The 19559-nt window shown below is 64.0% G+C and carries 15 protein-coding genes; 11 read left to right on the top strand and 4 right to left on the bottom strand.

The features are described from left to right. Positions 1 to 82: 82 nt before the first annotated feature. From IB277_RS25470 to IB277_RS25445, 6 genes are all read left to right on the top strand, one after another. Entirely contained in the window at positions 83 to 1636 is a 1554-nt protein-coding gene (locus IB277_RS25470) for a sugar ABC transporter ATP-binding protein (RefSeq protein ID WP_110819709.1), read from the top strand. A gap of 39 nt (positions 1637 to 1675) precedes the next feature. Next, positions 1676 to 2653: an ABC transporter permease gene (locus IB277_RS25465; protein ID WP_034801644.1), complete on the top strand. Its 978-nt coding sequence runs from the start codon at positions 1676 to 1678 to the stop codon at positions 2651 to 2653. Between the two features lie 26 nt (positions 2654 to 2679). Then, the gene (locus IB277_RS25460; protein WP_090295153.1) at positions 2680 to 3702 is read left to right on the top strand and encodes a zinc-binding alcohol dehydrogenase family protein; all 1023 of its coding nucleotides are present in this window, start codon (positions 2680 to 2682) and stop codon (positions 3700 to 3702) included. A 333-nt stretch (positions 3703 to 4035) separates the two neighbouring features. Beyond that, complete coding sequence (gene phaZ, locus IB277_RS25455; protein WP_090295152.1) at positions 4036 to 5310, top strand: polyhydroxyalkanoate depolymerase; 1275 nt, start codon at positions 4036 to 4038, stop codon at positions 5308 to 5310. A gap of 147 nt (positions 5311 to 5457) precedes the next feature. Further along, a complete protein-coding gene (locus IB277_RS25450; protein ID WP_034801651.1) occupies positions 5458 to 5877 on the top strand; it encodes a DUF2852 domain-containing protein in 420 nt (139 codons plus the stop codon). Positions 5878 to 5986: 109 nt separating this feature from the next. Next, positions 5987 to 6739, top strand: a complete 753-nt coding sequence (locus IB277_RS25445; protein ID WP_110819710.1) for a M48 family metallopeptidase — start codon at positions 5987 to 5989, stop codon at positions 6737 to 6739. A 25-nt stretch (positions 6740 to 6764) separates the two neighbouring features. Here the strand turns inward: IB277_RS25445 and IB277_RS25440 are convergent, their stop codons facing one another. Further along, positions 6765 to 6959, bottom strand: a complete 195-nt coding sequence (locus IB277_RS25440) for a YqaE/Pmp3 family membrane protein (protein WP_034801662.1) — start codon at positions 6957 to 6959, stop codon at positions 6765 to 6767. 156 nt (positions 6960 to 7115) lie between these two features. On the opposite strand from IB277_RS25440, the gene IB277_RS25435 reads away from it, so the two are divergent. The 5 genes from IB277_RS25435 to IB277_RS25415 all read left to right on the top strand — a co-directional run bounded on the left by IB277_RS25435 (position 7116) and on the right by IB277_RS25415 (position 12317). Continuing rightward, complete coding sequence (locus IB277_RS25435; RefSeq protein WP_090295148.1) at positions 7116 to 7790, top strand: phosphoribosylanthranilate isomerase; 675 nt, start codon at positions 7116 to 7118, stop codon at positions 7788 to 7790. After that, positions 7787 to 9007, top strand: a complete 1221-nt coding sequence (gene trpB, locus IB277_RS25430) for a tryptophan synthase subunit beta (protein WP_034801666.1) — start codon at positions 7787 to 7789, stop codon at positions 9005 to 9007. The genes IB277_RS25435 and trpB overlap by 4 nt, the downstream gene beginning before the upstream one ends. Before the next feature lie 4 nt (positions 9008 to 9011). After that, positions 9012 to 9851: a tryptophan synthase subunit alpha gene (gene trpA, locus IB277_RS25425; protein WP_034801668.1), complete on the top strand. Its 840-nt coding sequence runs from the start codon at positions 9012 to 9014 to the stop codon at positions 9849 to 9851. A 50-nt stretch (positions 9852 to 9901) separates the two neighbouring features. Beyond that, on the top strand, positions 9902 to 10816 hold the full coding sequence (gene accD, locus IB277_RS25420; RefSeq protein WP_034801670.1) for an acetyl-CoA carboxylase, carboxyltransferase subunit beta: 915 nt from the start codon (positions 9902 to 9904) through the stop codon (positions 10814 to 10816). Positions 10817 to 10973: 157 nt separating this feature from the next. Beyond that, positions 10974 to 12317, top strand: a complete 1344-nt coding sequence (locus tag IB277_RS25415; RefSeq protein ID WP_110819711.1) for a folylpolyglutamate synthase/dihydrofolate synthase family protein — start codon at positions 10974 to 10976, stop codon at positions 12315 to 12317. Between the two features lie 93 nt (positions 12318 to 12410). Here IB277_RS25415 and trxA read toward each other — a convergent pair whose 3' ends face one another. The 3 genes from trxA to addB all read right to left on the bottom strand — a co-directional run bounded on the left by trxA (position 12411) and on the right by addB (position 19559). Next, the gene (trxA, locus tag IB277_RS25410) at positions 12411 to 12734 is read right to left on the bottom strand and encodes a thioredoxin (RefSeq protein WP_034801674.1); all 324 of its coding nucleotides are present in this window, start codon (positions 12732 to 12734) and stop codon (positions 12411 to 12413) included. 86 nt (positions 12735 to 12820) lie between these two features. Beyond that, positions 12821 to 16387, bottom strand: coding sequence for a double-strand break repair helicase AddA (gene addA, locus IB277_RS25405; RefSeq protein ID WP_110819712.1), 3567 nt, complete (start codon positions 16385 to 16387; stop codon positions 12821 to 12823). Then, positions 16377 to 19559 carry a double-strand break repair protein AddB gene (addB, locus tag IB277_RS25400; RefSeq protein WP_252160433.1) on the bottom strand — a complete coding sequence of 1061 codons (3183 nt, stop codon included), beginning with the start codon at positions 19557 to 19559 and terminating at the stop codon, positions 16377 to 16379. Before addB ends, addA begins: the two co-directional genes overlap by 11 nt.

The raw sequence follows: 19559 nt of genomic DNA, 5'->3' as shown, positions 1-19559 counted from the left end.
CGGGCGTTGAGCCTGCCGCGCCCGCTTGCGGCCGGAACGAGGACCGGCCGCAAGCGATCTCTGCGATGGGAGGAATGCGCAGATGACCGATTTGCAAGAGGCACGCGACGGGAGGACCGAAGGACTGCATGTGGCGACACGCCATCCGGTTCCGAAAGGCGAGCCTATCCTGGAGCTGCGCGCCCTGCAGAAGAAGTATGGCGCCGTCGAAGCCTTGAAGCCGGCGTCTCTGACCTTTCTTTCCGGTGAAGTTCACGCGATCGTCGGTGAGAACGGGGCCGGCAAGTCGACGCTGATCAAGCTTCTGACCGGCGTCATCAAGCGCACATCCGGTGAAATCTTCTGGTGCGGAAAACCCGTTCAGCTTGGCACGCCGCAGGAGGCGATTGAGCGCGGTATCAATGCCGTGCACCAGGAGGTCGTACTTTGCGCGCACCTGTCGGTCGCGGCCAATATGTTTCTCGGCGACGAGATCAATCGCAACGGCCTGATGCGCAAGCGCGCCATGACCGATGCGGCACAAAGCGTGCTGGATGATCTCGGCTTTAACCTGCCGGCCGGTGCCGTTCTTGGTAGCCTGACGATCGGCCAGCAGCAGCTTGTCGCCACGGCACGCGCGGCCATGCGCGGCACGCAGTTTCTGATCTTCGATGAGCCGACCGCCTATCTCACCCGCCAGGAATCGGCACAGCTCTTCCGGCTGATCCGAAGGCTGCAGGCCGAAGGCGTGACGATCGTCTATATCAGCCATCGCATGGAGGAAGTGTTCGAGCTTGCCGACCGTGTCTCGGTGCTGCGTGACGGCACCCATGTCGGCACCCGCAAGATCGGCGAGACCAATGAGGCGGAACTGATCGCGCTGATGATCAACCGCACGATCGAGCAGATCTATCACAAGGAGCATTTTCCGCCCGGCGAGATGATCGTCGAGACGCGCAACTTGAGCGGCCCCGGCTTTCAGGATGTGTCGCTGACCGTGCGCGCCGGCGAGATCGTCGGCCTCTATGGGCTGATCGGCGCAGGACGCAGCGAGTTCGCGCTCGGCCTTTATGGCCGCCATCGTCCGACCGCCGGTGAGGTCTATTGGCAAGGCCGCAAGGTTGAGATCGCCAGCGAGCGTAAGGCCATGGACCTCGGCATTGCGCTTGCGCCGGAAAGCCGGCGCGACCAGGGCCTCTGCCTCAACCTGCCGATCGGCCTCAACATCAATCTGCCGGTTTTCAACCGGCTGACACGCGGTCTGACGATCAATGGCCAGCAGGAACGGGAAAACGCCGACCGCCAGATTCGCGACCTGAAGATCAAGACGCCGTCACGCCGGGTGCTGGCCTCCGCCATGTCCGGCGGCAACCAGCAGAAGATCGTCATCGGCAAGTGGCTGAGCCACGGCGCCAAGCTTTTCATCTTCGACGAGCCGACGGTCGGCGTCGATGTCGGAACCAAGGCGGAAATCTATCGCCTGTTCGCGCGGCTTCTGGAGAACGGGGCGGGCATCATCCTGATCTCGTCCTATCTGCCCGAGGTCTACGAACTGGCGGACCGGCTGCACGTGTTCCGGCGCGGGCGGCTGGTCGCCAGCCACGACTATCGCGCCGCGAGCCATGAGGAAGTGCTGACGCAGGCAATTGGCGTTTGAACCGATAAAAACAAACTTGAGGATGCAGGGAGGAAGACGATGAGTGCGGAAACGGTGGAGAGCGGCGCCAGCGCGGCACCACGCAAGGGCGTGAGCATTCTGTTCGGCCTTACCCTCCTGGGGTTGCTTCTGTTCCTCTGGCTGCTGTTGGGCTTCGCGACCAACAGTTTCTGGACGCCTAACAACATCAGCAACCTGCTGCGCCAGGGGGCGATGACGGCGATCCTTGCGGTTGGCCAGACCTTCGTTATCATCACGGCCGGCATCGACCTTTCGGTCGGTGCCGTGGTCGGCTTCACCAGCGTTATCGTCGCCTGGCTGCTGGCCGCCGGCGTGCCGCTCTGGATCGCCATCATCCTCACGCTAGCCTTCGGTGTCCTGATCGGCGCATTCCACGCCTTCGGCATCGTGCGCATGGGCCTGCCGCCCTTCATCATCACGCTGGCGACCCTGACCTCGCTCCGCGGTATCGGCCTCTTAATCACCAATGGCTCGACCATTTCGATCACCAATGAGGCCTTCACCAATTTTTCGCGGGCGGATTTCCTGGGCGTTCCCAGCCTGTTCTGGATGGTGATCGTGGTGGCGATCCCGGCCTATGTCTTCCTGCATTTGAGCCGGTTCGGCCGCTATCTCTTCGCCGTCGGCTCCAACAGTGAGGCCGCCCGTCTCTCCGGCGTCAACGTCCACCGCACGATCTATCTCGCCTACATCCTGTCGTCGACCTGCGCCGCCTTCGTTGGCCTGCTGCTTGCCTCGCGCATCGGCATCGGCAACGCCACCCAGGCCGAGGGTTGGGAACTGCAGGCGATCGCCTCGTCGGTCATCGGCGGCACCAGCCTCTTTGGGGCCGTCGGCTCGGTGCACGGGCCGCTGCTCGGCGCCTTCATCCTCGCAACGATCAACAACGGCGCCAACCTGTTGAACGTCAACTCGTTCTGGCAGCGCATCATCACCGGCGCGCTGATCATCGTCATCGTCTATTTCGACCAATTGCGTCGCCGCAGCGCCCGCTAGGCGCCGCCGTACTCGAGAGAATTGCCATGAAAGCCGTGCTCTGCCCACAACCCGGTCGGCTGGAGGTCGTCGATCGCACACCAATCGAAACCGTGCCGGACGGTTGGGTCCGCCTTGCCGTCAGCCATGTCGGCATCTGCGGCACGGACTACCATATCTTCGCCGGCAAACATCCGTTCCTCGAATATCCGCGGGTCATGGGCCACGAGATCTCGGCAACGGTGATTTCTGGCGGGCGAGGGACGACGATAGCGCCCGGCACGCCGGTCGTGGTCAACCCCTATCTCTCCTGTGGCGCTTGTATTGCCTGCCGAAAGGGCAAACCGAACTGCTGCACGGCCATCAAGGTTCTCGGCGTCCATACCGACGGTGCGTTTTGCGAGGAGATCGTCGTGCCGGAGGGTAATCTTTATCCGGCGGAGGGTCTGTCGCCGGAGGCCGCGGCAACGGTCGAGTTCCTCGCGATCGGCGCCCACGCGGTCCGCCGGGCATCGACGGATGCAGGGGCACGGGCGCTGGTTATCGGTGCCGGGCCAATCGGACTCGGCACGGCGATCTTCTCGCGCATCGCCGGCCATGACGTGGTGCTCGCCGACACCAGTACCGAGCGGCTGGACTTTGCCGCTCGCAAGCTCGGCTTTGCCAAGGGCATCGTCGTGGATGTTGATGCGGCGGCGCGCATTGCCGCTGCGACGGACGGCGACGGTTTCGATGTCGTCTTCGACGCCACCGGGCACGGTGGTTCGATGCAGGCGGCCTTCGCCCACGTCGCCCATGGCGGTACCCTGGTCTTCGTCAGTGTCGTCAAGGACGAGATCCGCTTCTCCGATCCGGAGTTTCACAAGCGCGAGATGACCTTGATCGGCAGCCGCAACGCGACCCGGCAGGATTTCGACCACGTCGTCGCGTCGATCGCGTCCGGCCTTGTTCCTATCGACGCGCTGATCACCCACCGCACCACGCTCGATGGCGCGGTTGCCGATCTGCCGCGATGGGCGGAGGAAAAGACGGGTCTGGTGAAGGCAGTCATCCAAGTGGCGGCCACCTGAGTGATGGCGGCTTTGCTGCATCGCCACAGGGGAGCGTACCCATATTTTGCTGCGGCGAGGCGCCAGATTTTCCTGAAAACGTCAGGCAGCGTGCCTCAATGCACGAAAACAGCGGAAAACGGCCAGTTTCGAGCGAGCTCGTTTGCAAATCGTCAGGAATCCAGATTCATTCTGGCTTCAGGCCTTGTATCGAGGCGAGACGGGTATATTTGTTGCGCTGCACAAGAAAAATGGTAGTCTGGCAGCGATTGCGGACACCAAGACAAACAATCGCAAGCTTGCGTCCGACCGGGAGCGGCGTTGTCGTTGATTGAACCAAGGGGTACGCTTCCCATGTTCTACCAGCTCTATGAACTGAACCACGCAATGATGGCGCCGTGGCGCACGGCAGCCGACGCCATGCGTCTCGCGTTCAGCAATCCGATGAACCCCGTCTCGCACACTTATTTCGGTCGCGCCGCCGCCGCCGGTCTCGAAGTGTTCGAGCGCTCCACCCGCCGTTATGGCAAGCCGGAGTTCGGTCTTCCCGAGACTGTGGTCGATGGTCAATCGGTTTCGATCTACGAACGCATCGTCTGGCGGGCGCCATTCTGCAACCTCATTCATTTCGAGCGTGCGCTTCCCAAGGGCCGCGCACCCGATCCGAAGGTGCTCATCGTCGCGCCGATGTCCGGCCACTATGCGACGCTGTTGCGCGGCACGGTGGAAGCCCTGCTTCCGCATTCCGATATCTACATCACCGACTGGATCGATGCCCGCATGGTGCCGCTCAGCGAAGGCACCTTCGATTTGGATGACTACATCGACTACGTCATCCAGATGCTGCATTTCCTCGGGCCCGACACGCATGTGATCGGCGTTTGTCAGCCCGCGGTGCCGGTGCTTGCCGCCGTCGCGCTGATGGAAGCTGCCGACGATCCGCTGTCGCCGGCGACGATGACGCTTATGGGCGGTCCGATCGACACCCGCATCAACCCGACCGGCGTCAACCAGCTGGCGGAAGAACGTTCGATCGAATGGTTCCGTGACAATGTCATCATGCCGGTGCCGTGGCCGCAGCCAGGCTTCATGCGCATGGTCTATCCGGGCTTCCTGCAGCTTTCCGGCTTCATGTCGATGAATCTCGACCGGCACCTGATCGCCCACAAGGAGTTCTTCGCCCATCTGGTGAAAAACGACGGCGATGCCGCCGAGAAGCACCGTGACTTCTATGATGAATATCTCGCGGTCATGGACCTGACGGCCGAATTCTACCTGCAGACCGTGCAGGTGGTGTTCATGCAGCACGCGCTGCCGAAGGGCGAGATGATGCATCGCGGCAAGCGCGTCGACACGACCGCGATCAAGAAGGTCGCGCTCTTGACGGTCGAAGGCGAGAACGACGATATCTCGGGCGTTGGCCAGACGAAGGCGGCGCAGACCATCTGCACCAACATCCCGGATCATATGCGCATGCACTACATGCAGCCGGATGTCGGTCACTACGGCGTCTTCAACGGCTCTCGCTTCCGCCGCGAAATCGCGCCGCGCATCGTCTCGTTCCACCGCGAGCATGCGCGCCACGCAAAACCGGTAAAGCAGCTGATCAAGGGCGGAAAGTCGGCCTGATCCCGGCTCTTGGGGTCGTTTTGACCGCGTAGAGTCAAGGGTTTGTCGGATTCCGGAGGGAGGCGTCTTGCAGAGCCAGGGGCGCCTTCCCACATCGTTTTCATCGGGTCGCATGGGCGGCCCGGATGATTGCGAGGAATCCTGAAGATGAACCAATCTGCAATGATCCGTCCGGATTGGACGCCCGCGACCATCGCTCTGATGGTGCTTGGCTTTGTGGTCTTCTGGCCGCTCGGCCTGGCCATGCTCGCGTACATTCTCTTTGGCGAAAAGCTCAAGACGTTCAAGAAAGACGCAAACGATACGGTGGATGGCATGTGCTCGGCTTTCAAGCGCGGCGGCCGCCGTTCCAACTGGACGCATCGTACCGGCAACGTCGCTTTCGACGACTGGCGCGAAGCTGAACTGGCTCGCCTCGAAGAGGAGCGCCGCAAGCTCGACGAGATGCGCGAAGAATTCGACACCTATGTGCGCGAGCTTCGCCGCGCCAAGGACCAGGAAGAGTTCGACCGCTTCATGCGCGATCGCAAGAATGGTGGCTCGGGTCCGATTGTCGAAGCCCATTAACCTGACGAAACCGCTTCCGGCGTTTCACATGAAACGCCGGATCACTCTCGGCACGCATCCAACCAGCGAACAGTAGGCGAAAGCCCCGCGAATCGGTTAGAAAGCCTGCATGTTCCCTTCCTTAAAGCGGCGCATTCAACCTGCACCACCCGCAACAACGCGGCAGATCGAGGTCGCCGGCAAGTCCCTGCCGCTGACGATCAAGCAAAACGCGCGCGCGACGCGCATGACGCTGCGCATCGAGCCAGGCGGGCGGGCCCTGAAGATGACGGTGCCGCAGGGCCTCCCCGAGCGCGAGGTGAATGCCTTCCTGACACGGCACCAGGGCTGGCTGATGACCAAGCTCGCCCGCTTCTCCGGCGAAAGCCAGATCGAGGAGGGCGGTTCCATCCTCATCCGCGGCGTTGCCCACCGCATCGAGCGCACCGGCAAGATCCGTGGGCTCACGGAAGCGATCGTGATCGATGACGAACCGGTGCTGCGCGTCAGCGGTGGCGAGGAACATCTCACACGGCGCATCGTCGATTTCCTGAAGAAGGAAGCGCGCCAGGATCTCGACCGGTTGGTGGCGATCTATACCGGCCGTATCGGCCGGAGGGCAAAGTCGCTTTCGCTCAAGGACACGCGCAGCCGCTGGGGATCATGCTCAGCCGACGGGGCGCTGAGTTTTTCCTGGCGCATCGTCATGGCGCCGCCAAAGGTCATCGCCTATCTCGCTGCGCATGAAGTGGCACATTTGCAGGAAATGAATCACGGGGCCGACTTCTGGGCGCTGTGTGGGAGGCTGTGTCCGGATACGGACGATGCCAAGCGATGGCTCCGCCGCAACGGCACGATGCTTCACGCGATCGACTTCGATTGAATCTTGGAGGGCGACGAGCGGCGCGTTATGCGCGGTGGCGCAGCGCTTCGCGGATCTTCTCGTCGGTCTTGTATTGGCTGAGCGCATAGACCGACCAGATCGCCGCCGGAACCCAGCCGATCAGGGTCAACTGCAGGATCAGGCAAATGAGGCCAGCAAAGGGGCGGCCGATGGTAAAAAACTGCAGCCAAGGCAGGATAAGCGCGAGCAACAGGCGCATCAGTCTCTCCGTTGTGGTAAAATGCATATGGTGAAAGCGCGCCTGCCGCGCAAGGGGCGCGCACCCGCCAAAGGACGGGTGCAGGGGCGCTGAGTGACCGCTTTTGCGTCGGTTTTTGGCTCGACTCGCGCGGCATTTCATGCAAGGTCGCTTCTCATGAAAACCCAAGTGAAGATATGCGGGCTGAAGACCGCGGAAGCGGCCGAGCGTGCTGTCGCGCTCGGCGCATCCCATGTCGGCTTCATCTTTTTCCCGAAGAGCCCCAGGAACATCGAGCCCGACGATGCCGGCCGCATCGCCGACAGGATTCGCGGCCAGGCGAAGATCGTCGCCGTCACGGTCAATGCCGACAATGACGAGCTTGACGAGATCGTCTCGGCCCTCAATCCGGATATCCTGCAGCTTCACGGCAGCGAGGACGCGGAGCGACTGCTGACGGTCAAGGCGATGTATGGCCTTACCGTCATGAAGGCCCTTTCGGTGCGCGAAGCATCTGACCTTGAAAAGATCGATGCCTATATCGGCATTGCCGATCGCTTCCTCTTCGATGCCAAGCCGCCAAAAGGGTCCGATTTGCCCGGTGGCAACGGCGTTTCCTTTGACTGGAAGCTTCTCGATGCGCTTGACGGAAGCGTCGATTACATGCTTTCCGGTGGTCTTAACGCCGACAACATTGGCGAGGCCATGGCGCAGACCAGCGCGCGTGCCATCGATATCTCCTCCGGCGTCGAGAGCGCGCCGGGCGTCAAGGATCTGAAGCTCATGGAATCGTTTTTCAATGCCGTTCGCCAGGCGGAGGCGGGCATGCCACGGTCAGGGAGCAGGACGTGAACCAGGCGCCAAAGTTGAATTCCTTCCGGGGTGGCCCGGACGAGGACGGCCGTTTCGGTATCTTCGGTGGCCGCTTCGTGGCCGAAACCCTGATGCCGCTGATCCTCGATCTCCAGAACGAGTGGGACAACGCGAAGAACGATCCGGCCTTCAAGGCGGAGCTGGAGCATCTCGGCGCGCATTATATCGGCCGCCCGAGCCCGCTCTATTTTGCTGAACGTCTGACGGCGGAGCTTGGCGGCGCCAAGATCTACTTCAAGCGCGAAGAGCTGAACCACACCGGCTCGCACAAGATCAACAACTGCATTGGCCAGATCCTGCTTGCCAAGCGCATGGGCAAGACGCGCATCATCGCTGAGACCGGTGCCGGCCAGCATGGCGTGGCTTCGGCAACCGTCGCTGCCCGCTTCGGCCTGCCCTGCGTCGTCTACATGGGCGCGACCGACGTCGAGCGCCAGGCGCCGAACGTCTTCCGCATGAAGCTCTTGGGTGCCGAGGTAAAGCCGGTGACGGCCGGCAGCGGCACGCTCAAGGACGCCATGAACGAGGCGCTGCGTGACTGGGTCACCAATGTCGACAACACCTACTACCTGATCGGCACGGCTGCCGGCCCGCATCCCTATCCGGAGATGGTCCGCGATTTCCAGGCGGTGATCGGCCAGGAAGCCAAGGAGCAGATGCTCGCCGCCGAAGGCCGGCTGCCGGATCTCGTCATTGCCGCCGTTGGCGGTGGCTCCAACGCAATCGGCATCTTCCATCCGTTCCTCGATGACGAGAGCGTCAAGATCGTCGGCGTCGAAGCCGGCGGCAAGGGCATCGAAGGCGACGAGCATTGCGCCTCGATCACAGCCGGTTCGCCCGGCGTGCTGCATGGCAACCGCACCTATCTGCTGCAGGACGGCGACGGCCAGATCAAGGAAGGGCATTCGATTTCGGCCGGTCTCGACTATCCCGGCATCGGCCCGGAGCACGCCTGGCTGAACGATGTCGGTCGCGTCGAATACGTGCCGATCATGGACCACGAAGCGCTTGAGGCGTTCCAGACGCTGACCCGTCTCGAAGGCATCATTCCGGCGCTCGAGCCGTCGCATGCGCTTGCCGAAGTCATCAAGCGCGCGCCAAAAATGGGCAAGGACGAGATCATCCTGATGAACCTCTCCGGCCGCGGCGACAAGGACATCTTCACCGTCGGCAAGTTACTGGGAATGGGGCAGTAAGATCATGACCGCACGCATGGACAAGCGATTTGCCGATGTTGCGGCCGAAGGACGTCCGGTCCTCGTCACCTATTTCATGGGCGGCGATCCGGATTTCGAGACGTCGGTCTCAATCATGAAGGCGCTGCCGAAGGCCGGCGCCGACGTCATCGAACTCGGCATGCCTTTCTCAGACCCGATGGCCGACGGCCCGGCGATCCAGCTGGCCGGTCAACGCTCGCTGAAAAGCGGACAGACGCTCGCAAAGACGCTTGAGATCGCCCGCCGTTTCCGTGAGGACGACCAGCGCACGCCGATCGTGCTGATGGGCTATTACAACCCGATCTATATCTACGGCGTCGACCGCTTCCTGACGGATGCGCTGGCCGCCGGCATTGACGGCCTGATCGTCGTCGACCTGCCGCCGGAGATGGACGACGAACTCTGCATCCCGGCGCTGGAGAAGGGCATCAACTTCATTCGCCTGGCGACGCCGACCACGGACGACCGTCGCCTGCCGAAGGTCCTCGAAAACACCTCCGGTTTCGTCTATTACGTGTCGATGAACGGCATCACCGGTTCGGCTCTGCCCGATCCGTCGTTGATCGCCGGCGCCGTCGGGCGTATCAAGGCACACACCAATCTGCCCGTTTGCGTCGGTTTCGGCGTCAAGACGGCGGAACATGCAAGGGCCATCGGAGCATCTGCCGATGGCGTGGTCGTCGGTACGGCGATCGTCAACCAGATCGCGTCGAGCCTGACCGAAGAGGGCAAGGCGACCGATGCGACGGTTCCGGGTGTCGAAGCGCTGGTGAGAGGGCTCTCGGCAGGCGTGCGGTCCGCACGTCTCGCAGCAGCCGAATAATTGCCTATATTAGCGCGCACAACCCGAAGGAAATCTTCAGGAGTTACTAAGTGAACTGGATCACAAACTACGTTCGGCCGAAGATCAACTCGATGCTGGGCCGCCGGGAAGTTCCGGAAAATCTCTGGATCAAGTGCCCGGAAACCGGCGAGATGGTGTTCCATCGCGATCTCGAGGAAAACAAGTGGGTCATCCCGCAGTCCGGCTTCCACATGAAGATGCCGGCCAAGGCGCGGTTGAAGGACCTGTTCGACGGCGGCATCTTTGAAGCGTTTCCGCAGCCGAAGGTTGCTCAGGACCCGCTGAAGTTCCGCGATTCCAAGAAATACGTCGATCGTCTGCGCGACAGCCGCGCCAAGACTGAACTCGAAGACACGATCGTCGCCGGTCTCGGCCGCGTCCAGGGCGTCAAACTCGTCGCCGTCGTGCACGAGTTCAACTTCATTGGCGGCTCGCTCGGCATGGCTGCCGGCGAGGCGATCATCAAGGCCTTCGAACGGGCGATCGCCGAGAAGTGCCCGCTGGTCATCTTCCCGGCTTCGGGCGGCGCCCGCATGCAGGAAGGCATCCTGTCGCTGATGCAGCTGCCGCGCACCACGGTTGCCGTCAACATGCTGAAGGAAGCCGGCCTCCCCTATATCGTCGTACTCACCAACCCGACCACCGGTGGCGTCACCGCATCCTACGCGATGCTCGGCGACATTCACATGGCCGAGCCCGGCGCGGAAATCGGCTTTGCCGGGAAGCGCGTGATCGAGCAGACGCTGCGCGAGAAACTGCCGGAAGGTTTCCAGACGTCGGAATACCTGCTGGAGCACGGCATGGTCGACATGGTCGTCAAGCGCCATGATCTGCCGTCGACGCTCGCCCGGGTCCTGAAAATCCTGATGAAGAAGCCGGCGGAAGCCTCGAAGCTCAACGGCGGCACGCAGCCGGCCGCCTTGCCGGTCGCTGCCAGCGCTTGAATAAGCGCTGGGCTGGTCGAACTGCGTAGAACAAAATAATGCATCTCCGCGATTTCTTGTGTGTGGGGATGCTGCAACTCAAGGCGTTACAGCGATCGGTAGACGGCCTATAAGGCGCGCGCTGTAGCAGCCGAGCGTGTCGGGGCGGGGTTAAGAGATGGCAGCGGTGGAAGCCAGCGAAGCGGGCTACGAGATCGAAAAACTTCTCGCCCTTCACCCCAAGGGCTTCGACCTGTCGCTGGACAGGATCACCCGGCTTCTCGCCGCCCTCGGCAATCCCCAGGATCGTCTTCCGCCGGTGATCCATGTCGCCGGTACCAACGGCAAGGGCTCGGCGACCGCGTTTTCGCGGGCGATCCTCGAAGCAGCCGGCCTCAGCGTTCACGTCCACACGTCGCCGCATCTCGTCAACTGGCACGAGCGCTATCGCCTGGGCGTCAAGGGTGGCAAGGGCAGGCTCGTCAGCGATCCCGTTCTCGCCGATGCCGTGCGTCGCGTCGCCGAAGCCAATGGCGGCGAGAAGATCACCGTCTTCGAGATCCTGACCGCCGTCACCTTCCTGCTCTTTGCCGAGCACCCGGCCGACGTGGCGATCATCGAGGTTGGTCTCGGCGGCCGCTTCGACGCGACCAACGTTATTGCCCGGCCGGCCGTCTCGGTCGTCATGCCGATCTCGCTCGACCATCAGGCCCATCTCGGTGATCGGGTGGAGCTGATAGCCGCCGAAAAGGCCGGCATCATGAAGCGTGGCTGCCCCGTGGTAATCGGCCAGCAGGAGGAAGAGGCCGCCCGTGACGTGCTCGTCTCGACGGCGGAACGCCTCGGTTGCCCGATGTTTGTCTATGGCCAGGATTTCATGGCGCATGAGGAGTTCGGTCGCCTCGTCTATCAGGACGAAGGCGGGCTCGCCGATCTGCCGCTGCCGAAGCTGCCGGGGCGCCACCAGTATGCCAATGCCGCAGCCGCCATCCGCGCGGTGCGGGCCGCCGGTTTCGATGTTTCCGAAGCGGCGATCGAGAGGGGCCTCGCGGGCGTCGAATGGCCCGGACGCCTGCAGCGCCTGACCAGCGGTAAGCTCACGCATTACGGGCCCAATGGCGCGGAGATCTGGGTCGACGGCGGCCACAATCCCGGCGCCGGTCAGGTGATCGCCGAGGCAATGGCGACCTTCGAGGAGCGCGAATCGCGCCCCCTGTTCCTGATCATCGGCATGATCAACACCAAGGAGCCGATCGGCTACTTCCGCGCCTTCCTCGATCTCGCCGAGCAGGTCTTCACCGTTCCGATCCGCGGTTCCGATGCTGGGCTTGATCCTGTGGCGCTGGCCAGTGATGCCGCATCGGTCGGCTTCGAGGCTTCGGCGGTCTCGTCCGTTGCCGAGGCGCTGACGGTCATCGCCAATCTGGTCGACGAAGATCCGGCGCCGCCGCGCATCCTGATCGGTGGCTCGCTCTATCTGGTGGGCGATGTGCTTGCCGACAACGGCACGCCGCCGAAGTGATCGGCAGCTGGGACCGCCATCCCGCTTCCAGATTTAAGACAAGAAAAAAGCCCGGCATGCCGGGCTTTCAACGTTTTCAGCAGTGAACTCGCTTTAAGCGACCGCCGTGGAGATCCACGAGGACAGGGCCGTCTTCGGGGCGGCGCCAACCTTGATGTCAGCCACTTCGCCGGCCTTGAACATGGCGAGCGTCGGGATCGAGCGAACGCCGTACTGGGCGGCCAGTTCCGGGTTTTCGTCGATGTTGAGCTTGGCAACCTTGACCTTGCCGGCGAGTTCGTTCGAGATTTCCTCGAGGCTCGGGGCGATCATCTTGCACGGGCCGCACCATTCAGCCCAGAAATCGACAACCACCGGCTCGGCGGAGTTCAGCACTTCCTGCTGAAAATTGGACGTATCGACCTTTACAGTAGCCATAGGCTGCTCCTTGCGTTCGGAATGGCAGTATCCAGATGTTGTGTCTCATGTGAGAAGGCACCGCTGGATTTTCAATATCGGGTATCTCACTTTGTTGCGAGGTCTTCAAGGCTCCTGTCGAGTGCCTGGTCGGGAACGACGTGGATTGCCGGCCCCTCGGTGAAGATCAGCACACACCGAAACGCATGCGCCGGATAAAGCGGCTGCAGGAGCGCGCGGTAGATGGCAAGCTGCGCCGTGTAGGCGAAGGGAATGTCGTTAGGCGATGCCGGCACCTGCCTGTTGGTCTTGAAGTCCGCAATCGTCACGACGCCATCGCGGACGGCCAGCCGGTCGATCCGGCCTGAAACCGCGTGCTCACGCTTGCCGAGCGTCAGCGTACCCATGACCGAAACCTCGGCCCGGCTGCTCACCGAGAAAACTGCGCCGAGGTCCGGATGGTCGAGCACGGTTTCGATGCTGGCGATCAGTGCGGCGCGTTGTTCTGAAGGCCAACTGGGCACGGATCGCTCGAGATAGCGTTCGGCCGCGGCCCGGCGATCGTCTCCCGCCATCGAGGGCAGAACCTGCAGCAGGCGGTGCAGGATGGCGCCGCGCAGCATCGAGAGGTTTGCCGGGGCCTTTTCTGAGAAAAGAGCCGAGCCGACGAGCGCATCGCCATCGTCCTCGTCAACCGCGATGCCGACGCCGGAAGGACTGAGCGGCCGCGGCAGCCGTTTTTGCGGCGGCAGTGGCGTCGAAAGCGCCTTTGGCAGGGCGGTGGCGGGACGGCCCGAATCGGCCGAGCGCGCATCGCCGGAGGGCAGATCGCGTTCGAGCTGCTTCTCGCGCCAGGCATGGCCGGACCATTCCTCGCCGCCGGCGTGAAAACTGGTCGGGTGGCCGCGGCCGCTCTCGTCTCCGGCAAGGCTCGCCTGAACCATAGCGTGCCATGTATCGGTAACGGCCCGCTGGCCGCGATAACCGCAGACGATCAGGCGGTCGGCGGCGCGGGTCATGCCGACATAGAGCAGGCGACGATATTCTTCCTCAGCCAGCGTCTTCAGCCGCTCGCCGTCGGCGGTGATGAGCGAGTTCGATTCCGCGCCCGGCGCGCGCCACACCGGAAGCGGCAGGACGGTGCCGTCTCTCTGGGCAAGCTCCAGGAAGCGAAGAGAGGGCACATGCTGGTTGCTGAACGCCGCCCCGCCGCCATCGGCGAGGAAGACGACTGGCGCTTCCAGGCCCTTGGCCGCGTGCACGGTCATGATCCGGACTTCGTCGCGTTCCTTGTCCTGCTCGCGCTTGACCGTCGGCGCTTCCATTTCCAGCGTCGAGACGAAGGCCTGCAGGCCGGGCAGGCCGCTTCTTTCCTGGTCGAGCGCGAAGGTCAGGAACTCGTCGAGAATGTCGCTGACCTCGGTGCCAAGCCGCGCGAGAAAGGCGGCGCGGCCGCCATGCACGCCGAGGACGCGGGCATAGAAGTCATGCGGCGCCAGCTGGCTTGCGAGCGCCATGTAGGATTTCAGCGTTCGCGCCGTCTGGTGAAACAGGATACCGTCATCGGCTTCATGCTGCAGCCTCTCCCAGAGGCTTTCGCCTTCGCCGCGCCGCGCCGCGAGTTCGAACAGCGCGTCTTCGCCGAGGTTGAACAGCGGGCTTTTCATCAGCGCGGCCAGCGACAGGTCGTCCTGCGGCAACAGCACGAACCGCCCGAGGGCGAGCAGGTCCTGGACGGCAATATGCTTGGTGAGCACCAACCGGTCGGCGCCGGCGACCGGAATGTTGTTGCGGCGCTTGAGTGCTCTCGTCAGAGCATTGACGAAGGCGTCGCGCTTGCGGACCAGTACGATCACGTCGCCCGGGCGCATCGGCCGGCGAACGCCCTTCTCGACGATCGTCTCCTTGCCGATCCAGCTTTCCAGCGTGGCTGCGATCCGGCGGGCGAGGATGTTGACCGGCGCACTCTCCGGCGTTGCGTCGAAGGCGGCGGTCCATTCCTCGTCTGTATCCACCGGTTCGGCGGCAATCACGTCCCAGATGTCGACGGCGCCGGGATGGCCGATGCGGTTCGAAGCATGCACCACGGGCTCGTTGCGGGCGCTGAGGCCTCGCGCATGCGCCGGATTGGCAAAGACGGCGTCAACGGCCGAAAGCACGTCGACGGTCGAGCGGAAGGAGAGCTGCAGGCGGATGGGCTCGAAAGCCTTGCCGCCGTCGCGCACCCGCCGTTCGGTCTCCTGGCTCTCGCGCGAAAACCGCTCCGGACGGGCGCCCTGGAAGGAGTAGATCGACTGTTTCTCGTCACCGACAGCAAACATCGTGCGGGCAGTACCGCGTGCGCTCTCGCCCGAGAAGAAGTCGGAAGCCAGCGCCTGGATGATCGTCCACTGCGCCGGGCTGGTGTCCTGCGCCTCGTCGACGAGGATATGGTCGATGCCCTGGTCGAGCTTGTAGTGTACCCAGGCGCTGACGTCGCCGCGGGCAAAGAGCGCCGCCGTGCGGTTGATCAGGTCCTCGAAATCGAGCTGGCTGCGGCGTCGCTTCAGTTCCTCGTAGTCGGTATTCAGCCGCCCGGCGAGCGTCAGCGCCGCCAGCGTCGCCTCGAACATCCTGAGGATGCTGATGTGATCGATGCAGGCGACGACATGGCGATAGGCCTCGTCCACGAGGTCAATGAGATCGGGGGCAGCCTGCTGCATCGCCTTGTTGAGGAAGGCGGATTGCGCCCGCGGCTTGCCCGTGCCGGTGAAGAACAGATGCCTGAGCCCGTCATAGCGCGCGCTGAGATCCGTCATCTTCGAAACGGTCCTCAGCCCCTCCGCAAAGTCGAGCACCTTCGTGCCGCCGACGCTGGTGGCGAGCGAGAAGTACCGTTCGAGCGCCGCGCCGTTCAAGCCCGCCAAGGGCCAGATCGTCGCCATGGCGCCGTCGACGCTTTCCCCCGGCGAAAGCTTCAGCGCCCGGCGCAGCTCGGCCTCGGTGCCGCCGAGCCCGTCGGCATGTTCGAGGAAGACCTGGATCGCGGTTCGGTTTTCGACGATTGCGGCCAGCAGCTTTTCCAGGCCGGTATCGTCGGCGATGTCGAGCACGGTGGCAAAGGCGTGGGCAAGAGCCGGATCGTCCTTGGCCGCGGTCGCGGTCAGCAGCAGCCGGCGCGCATCGGCAAGCAGAACCGCAGCCGCGCGATCGTCGAGAACCGAGAAATGGCCGGCGACATTGGCCTCCAGCGGAAACTGGTGCAGCAGCGCCTCGCAAAAGGCATGGATCGTCTGGATCTTCAGGCCGCCCGGGGTCTCCAGCGCGCGGGCGAACAGGCGCCGCGCCTCCTGCAGCTTCAAGCGCCCGGGCCGCTCGCCCTCAATCGCCTCGATCCGCTTTTCGAGCGTCGCGTCGTCGAGCGTTACCCATTCGGCCAGCCGTTCGAACACGCGATTCGACATTTCGGAGGCCGCCGCCTTGGTATAGGTGAGGCAGAGGATCGCCGAGGGGCGGCAGCCGGCAAGCAGCAGCCGTATCACCCGCTGGGTCAGCACGTGGGTCTTGCCGGAGCCGGCATTGGCCGACACCCAGGCGGAGCGGTCCGGGTCCGAAGCCAGCGACTGCCGGCGCGAGGTCCAGTCGAGCCAGCTTTGAGGCGTCGCCTGTTCGGGGCCGAGGTCGTCATCCCTCATCGCCATCCTCCTCTTCGCTGTCGGCCGTCGACCATTCGGCTACGCGTGCCAGATGGTCGTATTCGCCGCCATAATCGCGCTCTTTCTGAACAATCACGCGCGAGGCAAAGCCATGCTTGCCCGAAAGCAGCGCGCATAGCAGCTTCCTGAGTTCGGCAAGCGACTCGTCCGCAAGCTGATCGGCCGACTTCGTCTCCTTCGACTTGCTGCCTTCGTTGTTGACCGCTTCCGGTTTGAAGCGCGCGCCCGGTTTGAGCCGGACATAGAGCAGCGACTGTGGGTGGCTGGGCGGCACGTCCTTAAAGGCGCCGGCCTTGAGGGCCGCGGCTTCCAGCGCGAGCTGCGGGTCGAGCAGCACGCGCGCTTCCTTGGTCGATGGGCTCGAGCCGGTCTTGTAGTCGACGATCTCGACGCTGCCGTCGGTCAGCGTATCGAGCCGGTCGGCAATGCCGGTCAGCCGCATGTCGGCGACGCCGAGCTCCATCGATGCCGCCACTTCGGTGCGCGACCGGCGGATGAAGCGGGCGCGGTCCCGTTCCCATTTGATGAAGGCCAAGCCGACCGCGGCAAAGCGCGGCCGCCAGATCGTGTCGATATGGGTGGGCAGTCGCGCCTCGTCGAAAGCCTCGTTCAGCAGCCGGTGCATGACCTCTTCCGCCGCCGGCAACATCAGATCGACGCCCGCGCGTACGAAACGCTCGACGATCTGGTGGTAAAGCGTGCCGCGCTCGGCCGGGCCGGGGTCGCTGTTGAACGGCAGCAGCGGATCCAGCCGAAGGATGCGTCGCGCATAGATCGCGTAGGGGTCGCGCCGTAGCCGCGACACTTCGCTGAAAGAGTACTTGCGCGGCTGCAGGTCCGCCGGTGGCTTGGGGGCGGGGCGCTCGGCCAGCGGCTGGCGGCCGCCGTCGTCAAGCATGCGGGCCCAGGCGAGATAGTCGGCGCCATTGGCGTGCAGCGCTCGCGTCAGCCGTTCGCCGCCGAGCGCCAGCAGCCGCTGCAGCCAGCGCGAGGCGACGGTGGGTGCTGCGCCCTGGCGCATCGAGCGGGTGAAGATCAGCCGCCTTGTGCCGCAGGCCATCTGGAAGTCGTGCGCAAGCTGGCCGATGCGTCGTTCAGGCGGCTCAAGACCGATCCCCGTCTTCATGGTGCGCGACAGGAACGGATCGTTGGCCGTCTGGCCCGGCCAATTGCCTTCGTTCAGGCCGCCGAGAACCACCAGGTCCATGCTCTGCAGGCGCGATTCCAGCGCGCCGAAGATGAACACCCGCGGATGGCGCATGGAGCGAGGCTTGACCGCGGCGCTGGCCGACAGGGCTTCGACGACATCGCACCATTGCGGCCCGTCCGCGGTCATCTGGCCGTCGGTCTCGATGATGCCGCGAAGGAGAGTTGCGAGCGTATCGGCGGCCTCGCCGGACCAAAGCCCACCGAGGTCGCCACGCTCGTCGGCTGAGGCCGCTTCCAGGGCCTCGCCGGTGCGCATCGCCCAGTCGGCAAAGGTAAATTCGTCCGAAAACACGCGGCTGCCGTCCCGGCTGCGCGTCAGCGCGGAGGCGAGCGGCGCCACCGCGAGACCGATCTTCGCCGCCACGTCGCGGGCCGCCTGAAGCGCGTCATTCCCGATGCCGATGCGCCATTCCGGTGGATGGCGATCGGTCTTGTGCCGGACGATCGCCGCGTCGAGCACGGATTCGAGCACCAGCAGATCGACCGTCGCGGTGCTGCCACGCAGTGCCATGCGTTCCAGCGCGTCGGCCCCTTCGCGCATCCTGTCGCGGGAAAGCCCGAAGCGCGCCAGCGGATGCTTGAGAAGCGCGACGAACGGCACGGGATCGCCGGGGCGCAGGCATGCTTCTAGCAGCAGCCGCAGCAGGCTGCCCTGCGGCGTCGCGATGAGAGGCGTACCGGCGGAATCGTCGGCCTCGATGCCGAAGCGGGCAAGCTCGGCGCCGACCCGCCGTGCGAGATTGCGGTCCGGCGTGATCAGCGCTGCCTGGCTCTCGTCGCTGCCTTCGAGCGCGAGCCGCAAGGCGACCGCGATCGCGGCCGCTTCCTCGCGTTCGTTGGCGGTTTCGATGAGGGCTGCATCCTGGAAGGCTTGCTGCAGCAACGCCGGATCCAGCTCGCTGCGCATCGCGGTCCATGCATTGGTCGCCTTGGCCGGCAGAAGAGCGTGCGACAGGATCTCGGCACGGACTTCGAGGTCGACCTCGGCGACAGCCAGGGCGGTCACGTCGGGCCGCAGAACGCTCATGCGTTTCAGCAGCCTGTAAAAGCCGTATTGCGGGTGGCTGCGGCTTGCCGGGTCCGGCCTGCCGTCAAGGGCGGCGTTGGCGACGATCATGTCCCATTCGGCCTCGCTCATCGTCTGGTCGAGGCCAGGCAGCACGATCGTACCGTTGGGCAGCTTCTGCACGGCGGCAATCAGCGTGGCCGTTGCGGGAATGGAGCCGGTCGAACCGGCAATGATGATCGGGCCCTCGATCTTGCCGGCGGCGATGCGCTGCGTCTCGGCCTGCAGGATCGCGTTGCGGTGGCGCGCGGGCGAGGATTGTTTTAGTTCCTCCAGCCGTTCCGGCCAGTAGCTGCGGGCAATCTTCAGGAATTCGAGCGTCAGCTGCCACCAGAGGGCGTGCTCGCCGGCATCGAGCTTGTCGAGCTTGTCCCAGTCGAGTTCTTCCGTCTCCATCGCGTCGATGAGGTCGGCAAGATTGCGCGCGAGCCAGATCGCATCGGCAGGGCTTGCCGGCGCAATCAGCGGGCTCTCCGCATGGATGTCGAGCACCACCTTCGGCAGCCGGTTGCGCCAGGCGAGGATAAGCCGGCCAAGCTCGATCAGGCGTGCGGTCCCGGGCAGGGGCGGGGCGAGATCGAGGATCGCCGGCACCTCGGCATCGAAGAAGCCGCTGTCGTCATCGGTCTCGCCGAGCGCCTTGATCGTGGGCAGGATGGTGGAGCGGCCGCCGAGCAGGTCGACGAACTCGGACCGGAGCACACGGGCCGAGCGCCGCGTCGGCACGAAGATCGTCACGCCGGCAAGCGGCAGGGGATCGGCCGGGTCGTAGCGGAAGTCCGGCGTCAGGCTACCGTCGCAAAGCTTTTCGGCGAGCGTCTTCAGGAAGGGGAGGCCGGGCGGGATCGTGAAGACGTTGGACCGGCGGCCACGCAC

Source organism: Ensifer sp. ENS07 (assembly GCF_014852185.1).
Taxonomy (GTDB): Bacteria; Pseudomonadota; Alphaproteobacteria; order Rhizobiales; family Rhizobiaceae; genus Ensifer; species Ensifer adhaerens.
The sequence above is the reverse complement of the archived record's forward strand: the minus strand, read 5'-3'. Positions and strand labels throughout refer to the sequence as shown.

Bases quoted from the DNA above. Each gene is read 5' to 3' on its own strand.
- IB277_RS25445 (WP_110819710.1), top strand. From the start codon at position 5,987: ATGTTCCCTTCCTTAAAGCGGCGCATTCAACCTGCACCACCCGCAACA.
- IB277_RS25415 (WP_110819711.1), top strand. From the start codon at position 10,974: ATGGCAGCGGTGGAAGCCAGCGAAGCGGGCTACGAGATCGAAAAACTT.
- IB277_RS25450 (WP_034801651.1), top strand. From the start codon at position 5,458: ATGAACCAATCTGCAATGATCCGTCCGGATTGGACGCCCGCGACCATC.
- trpA (WP_034801668.1), top strand. From the start codon at position 9,012: ATGACCGCACGCATGGACAAGCGATTTGCCGATGTTGCGGCCGAAGGA.
- addA (WP_110819712.1), bottom strand. From the start codon at position 16,387: ATGAGGGATGACGACCTCGGCCCCGAACAGGCGACGCCTCAAAGCTGG.
- phaZ (WP_090295152.1), top strand. From the start codon at position 4,036: ATGTTCTACCAGCTCTATGAACTGAACCACGCAATGATGGCGCCGTGG.
- IB277_RS25465 (WP_034801644.1), top strand. From the start codon at position 1,676: ATGAGTGCGGAAACGGTGGAGAGCGGCGCCAGCGCGGCACCACGCAAG.
- IB277_RS25435 (WP_090295148.1), top strand. From the start codon at position 7,116: ATGAAAACCCAAGTGAAGATATGCGGGCTGAAGACCGCGGAAGCGGCC.
- IB277_RS25440 (WP_034801662.1), bottom strand. From the start codon at position 6,959: ATGCGCCTGTTGCTCGCGCTTATCCTGCCTTGGCTGCAGTTTTTTACC.
- trxA (WP_034801674.1), bottom strand. From the start codon at position 12,734: ATGGCTACTGTAAAGGTCGATACGTCCAATTTTCAGCAGGAAGTGCTG.
- IB277_RS25460 (WP_090295153.1), top strand. From the start codon at position 2,680: ATGAAAGCCGTGCTCTGCCCACAACCCGGTCGGCTGGAGGTCGTCGAT.
- IB277_RS25470 (WP_110819709.1), top strand. From the start codon at position 83: ATGACCGATTTGCAAGAGGCACGCGACGGGAGGACCGAAGGACTGCAT.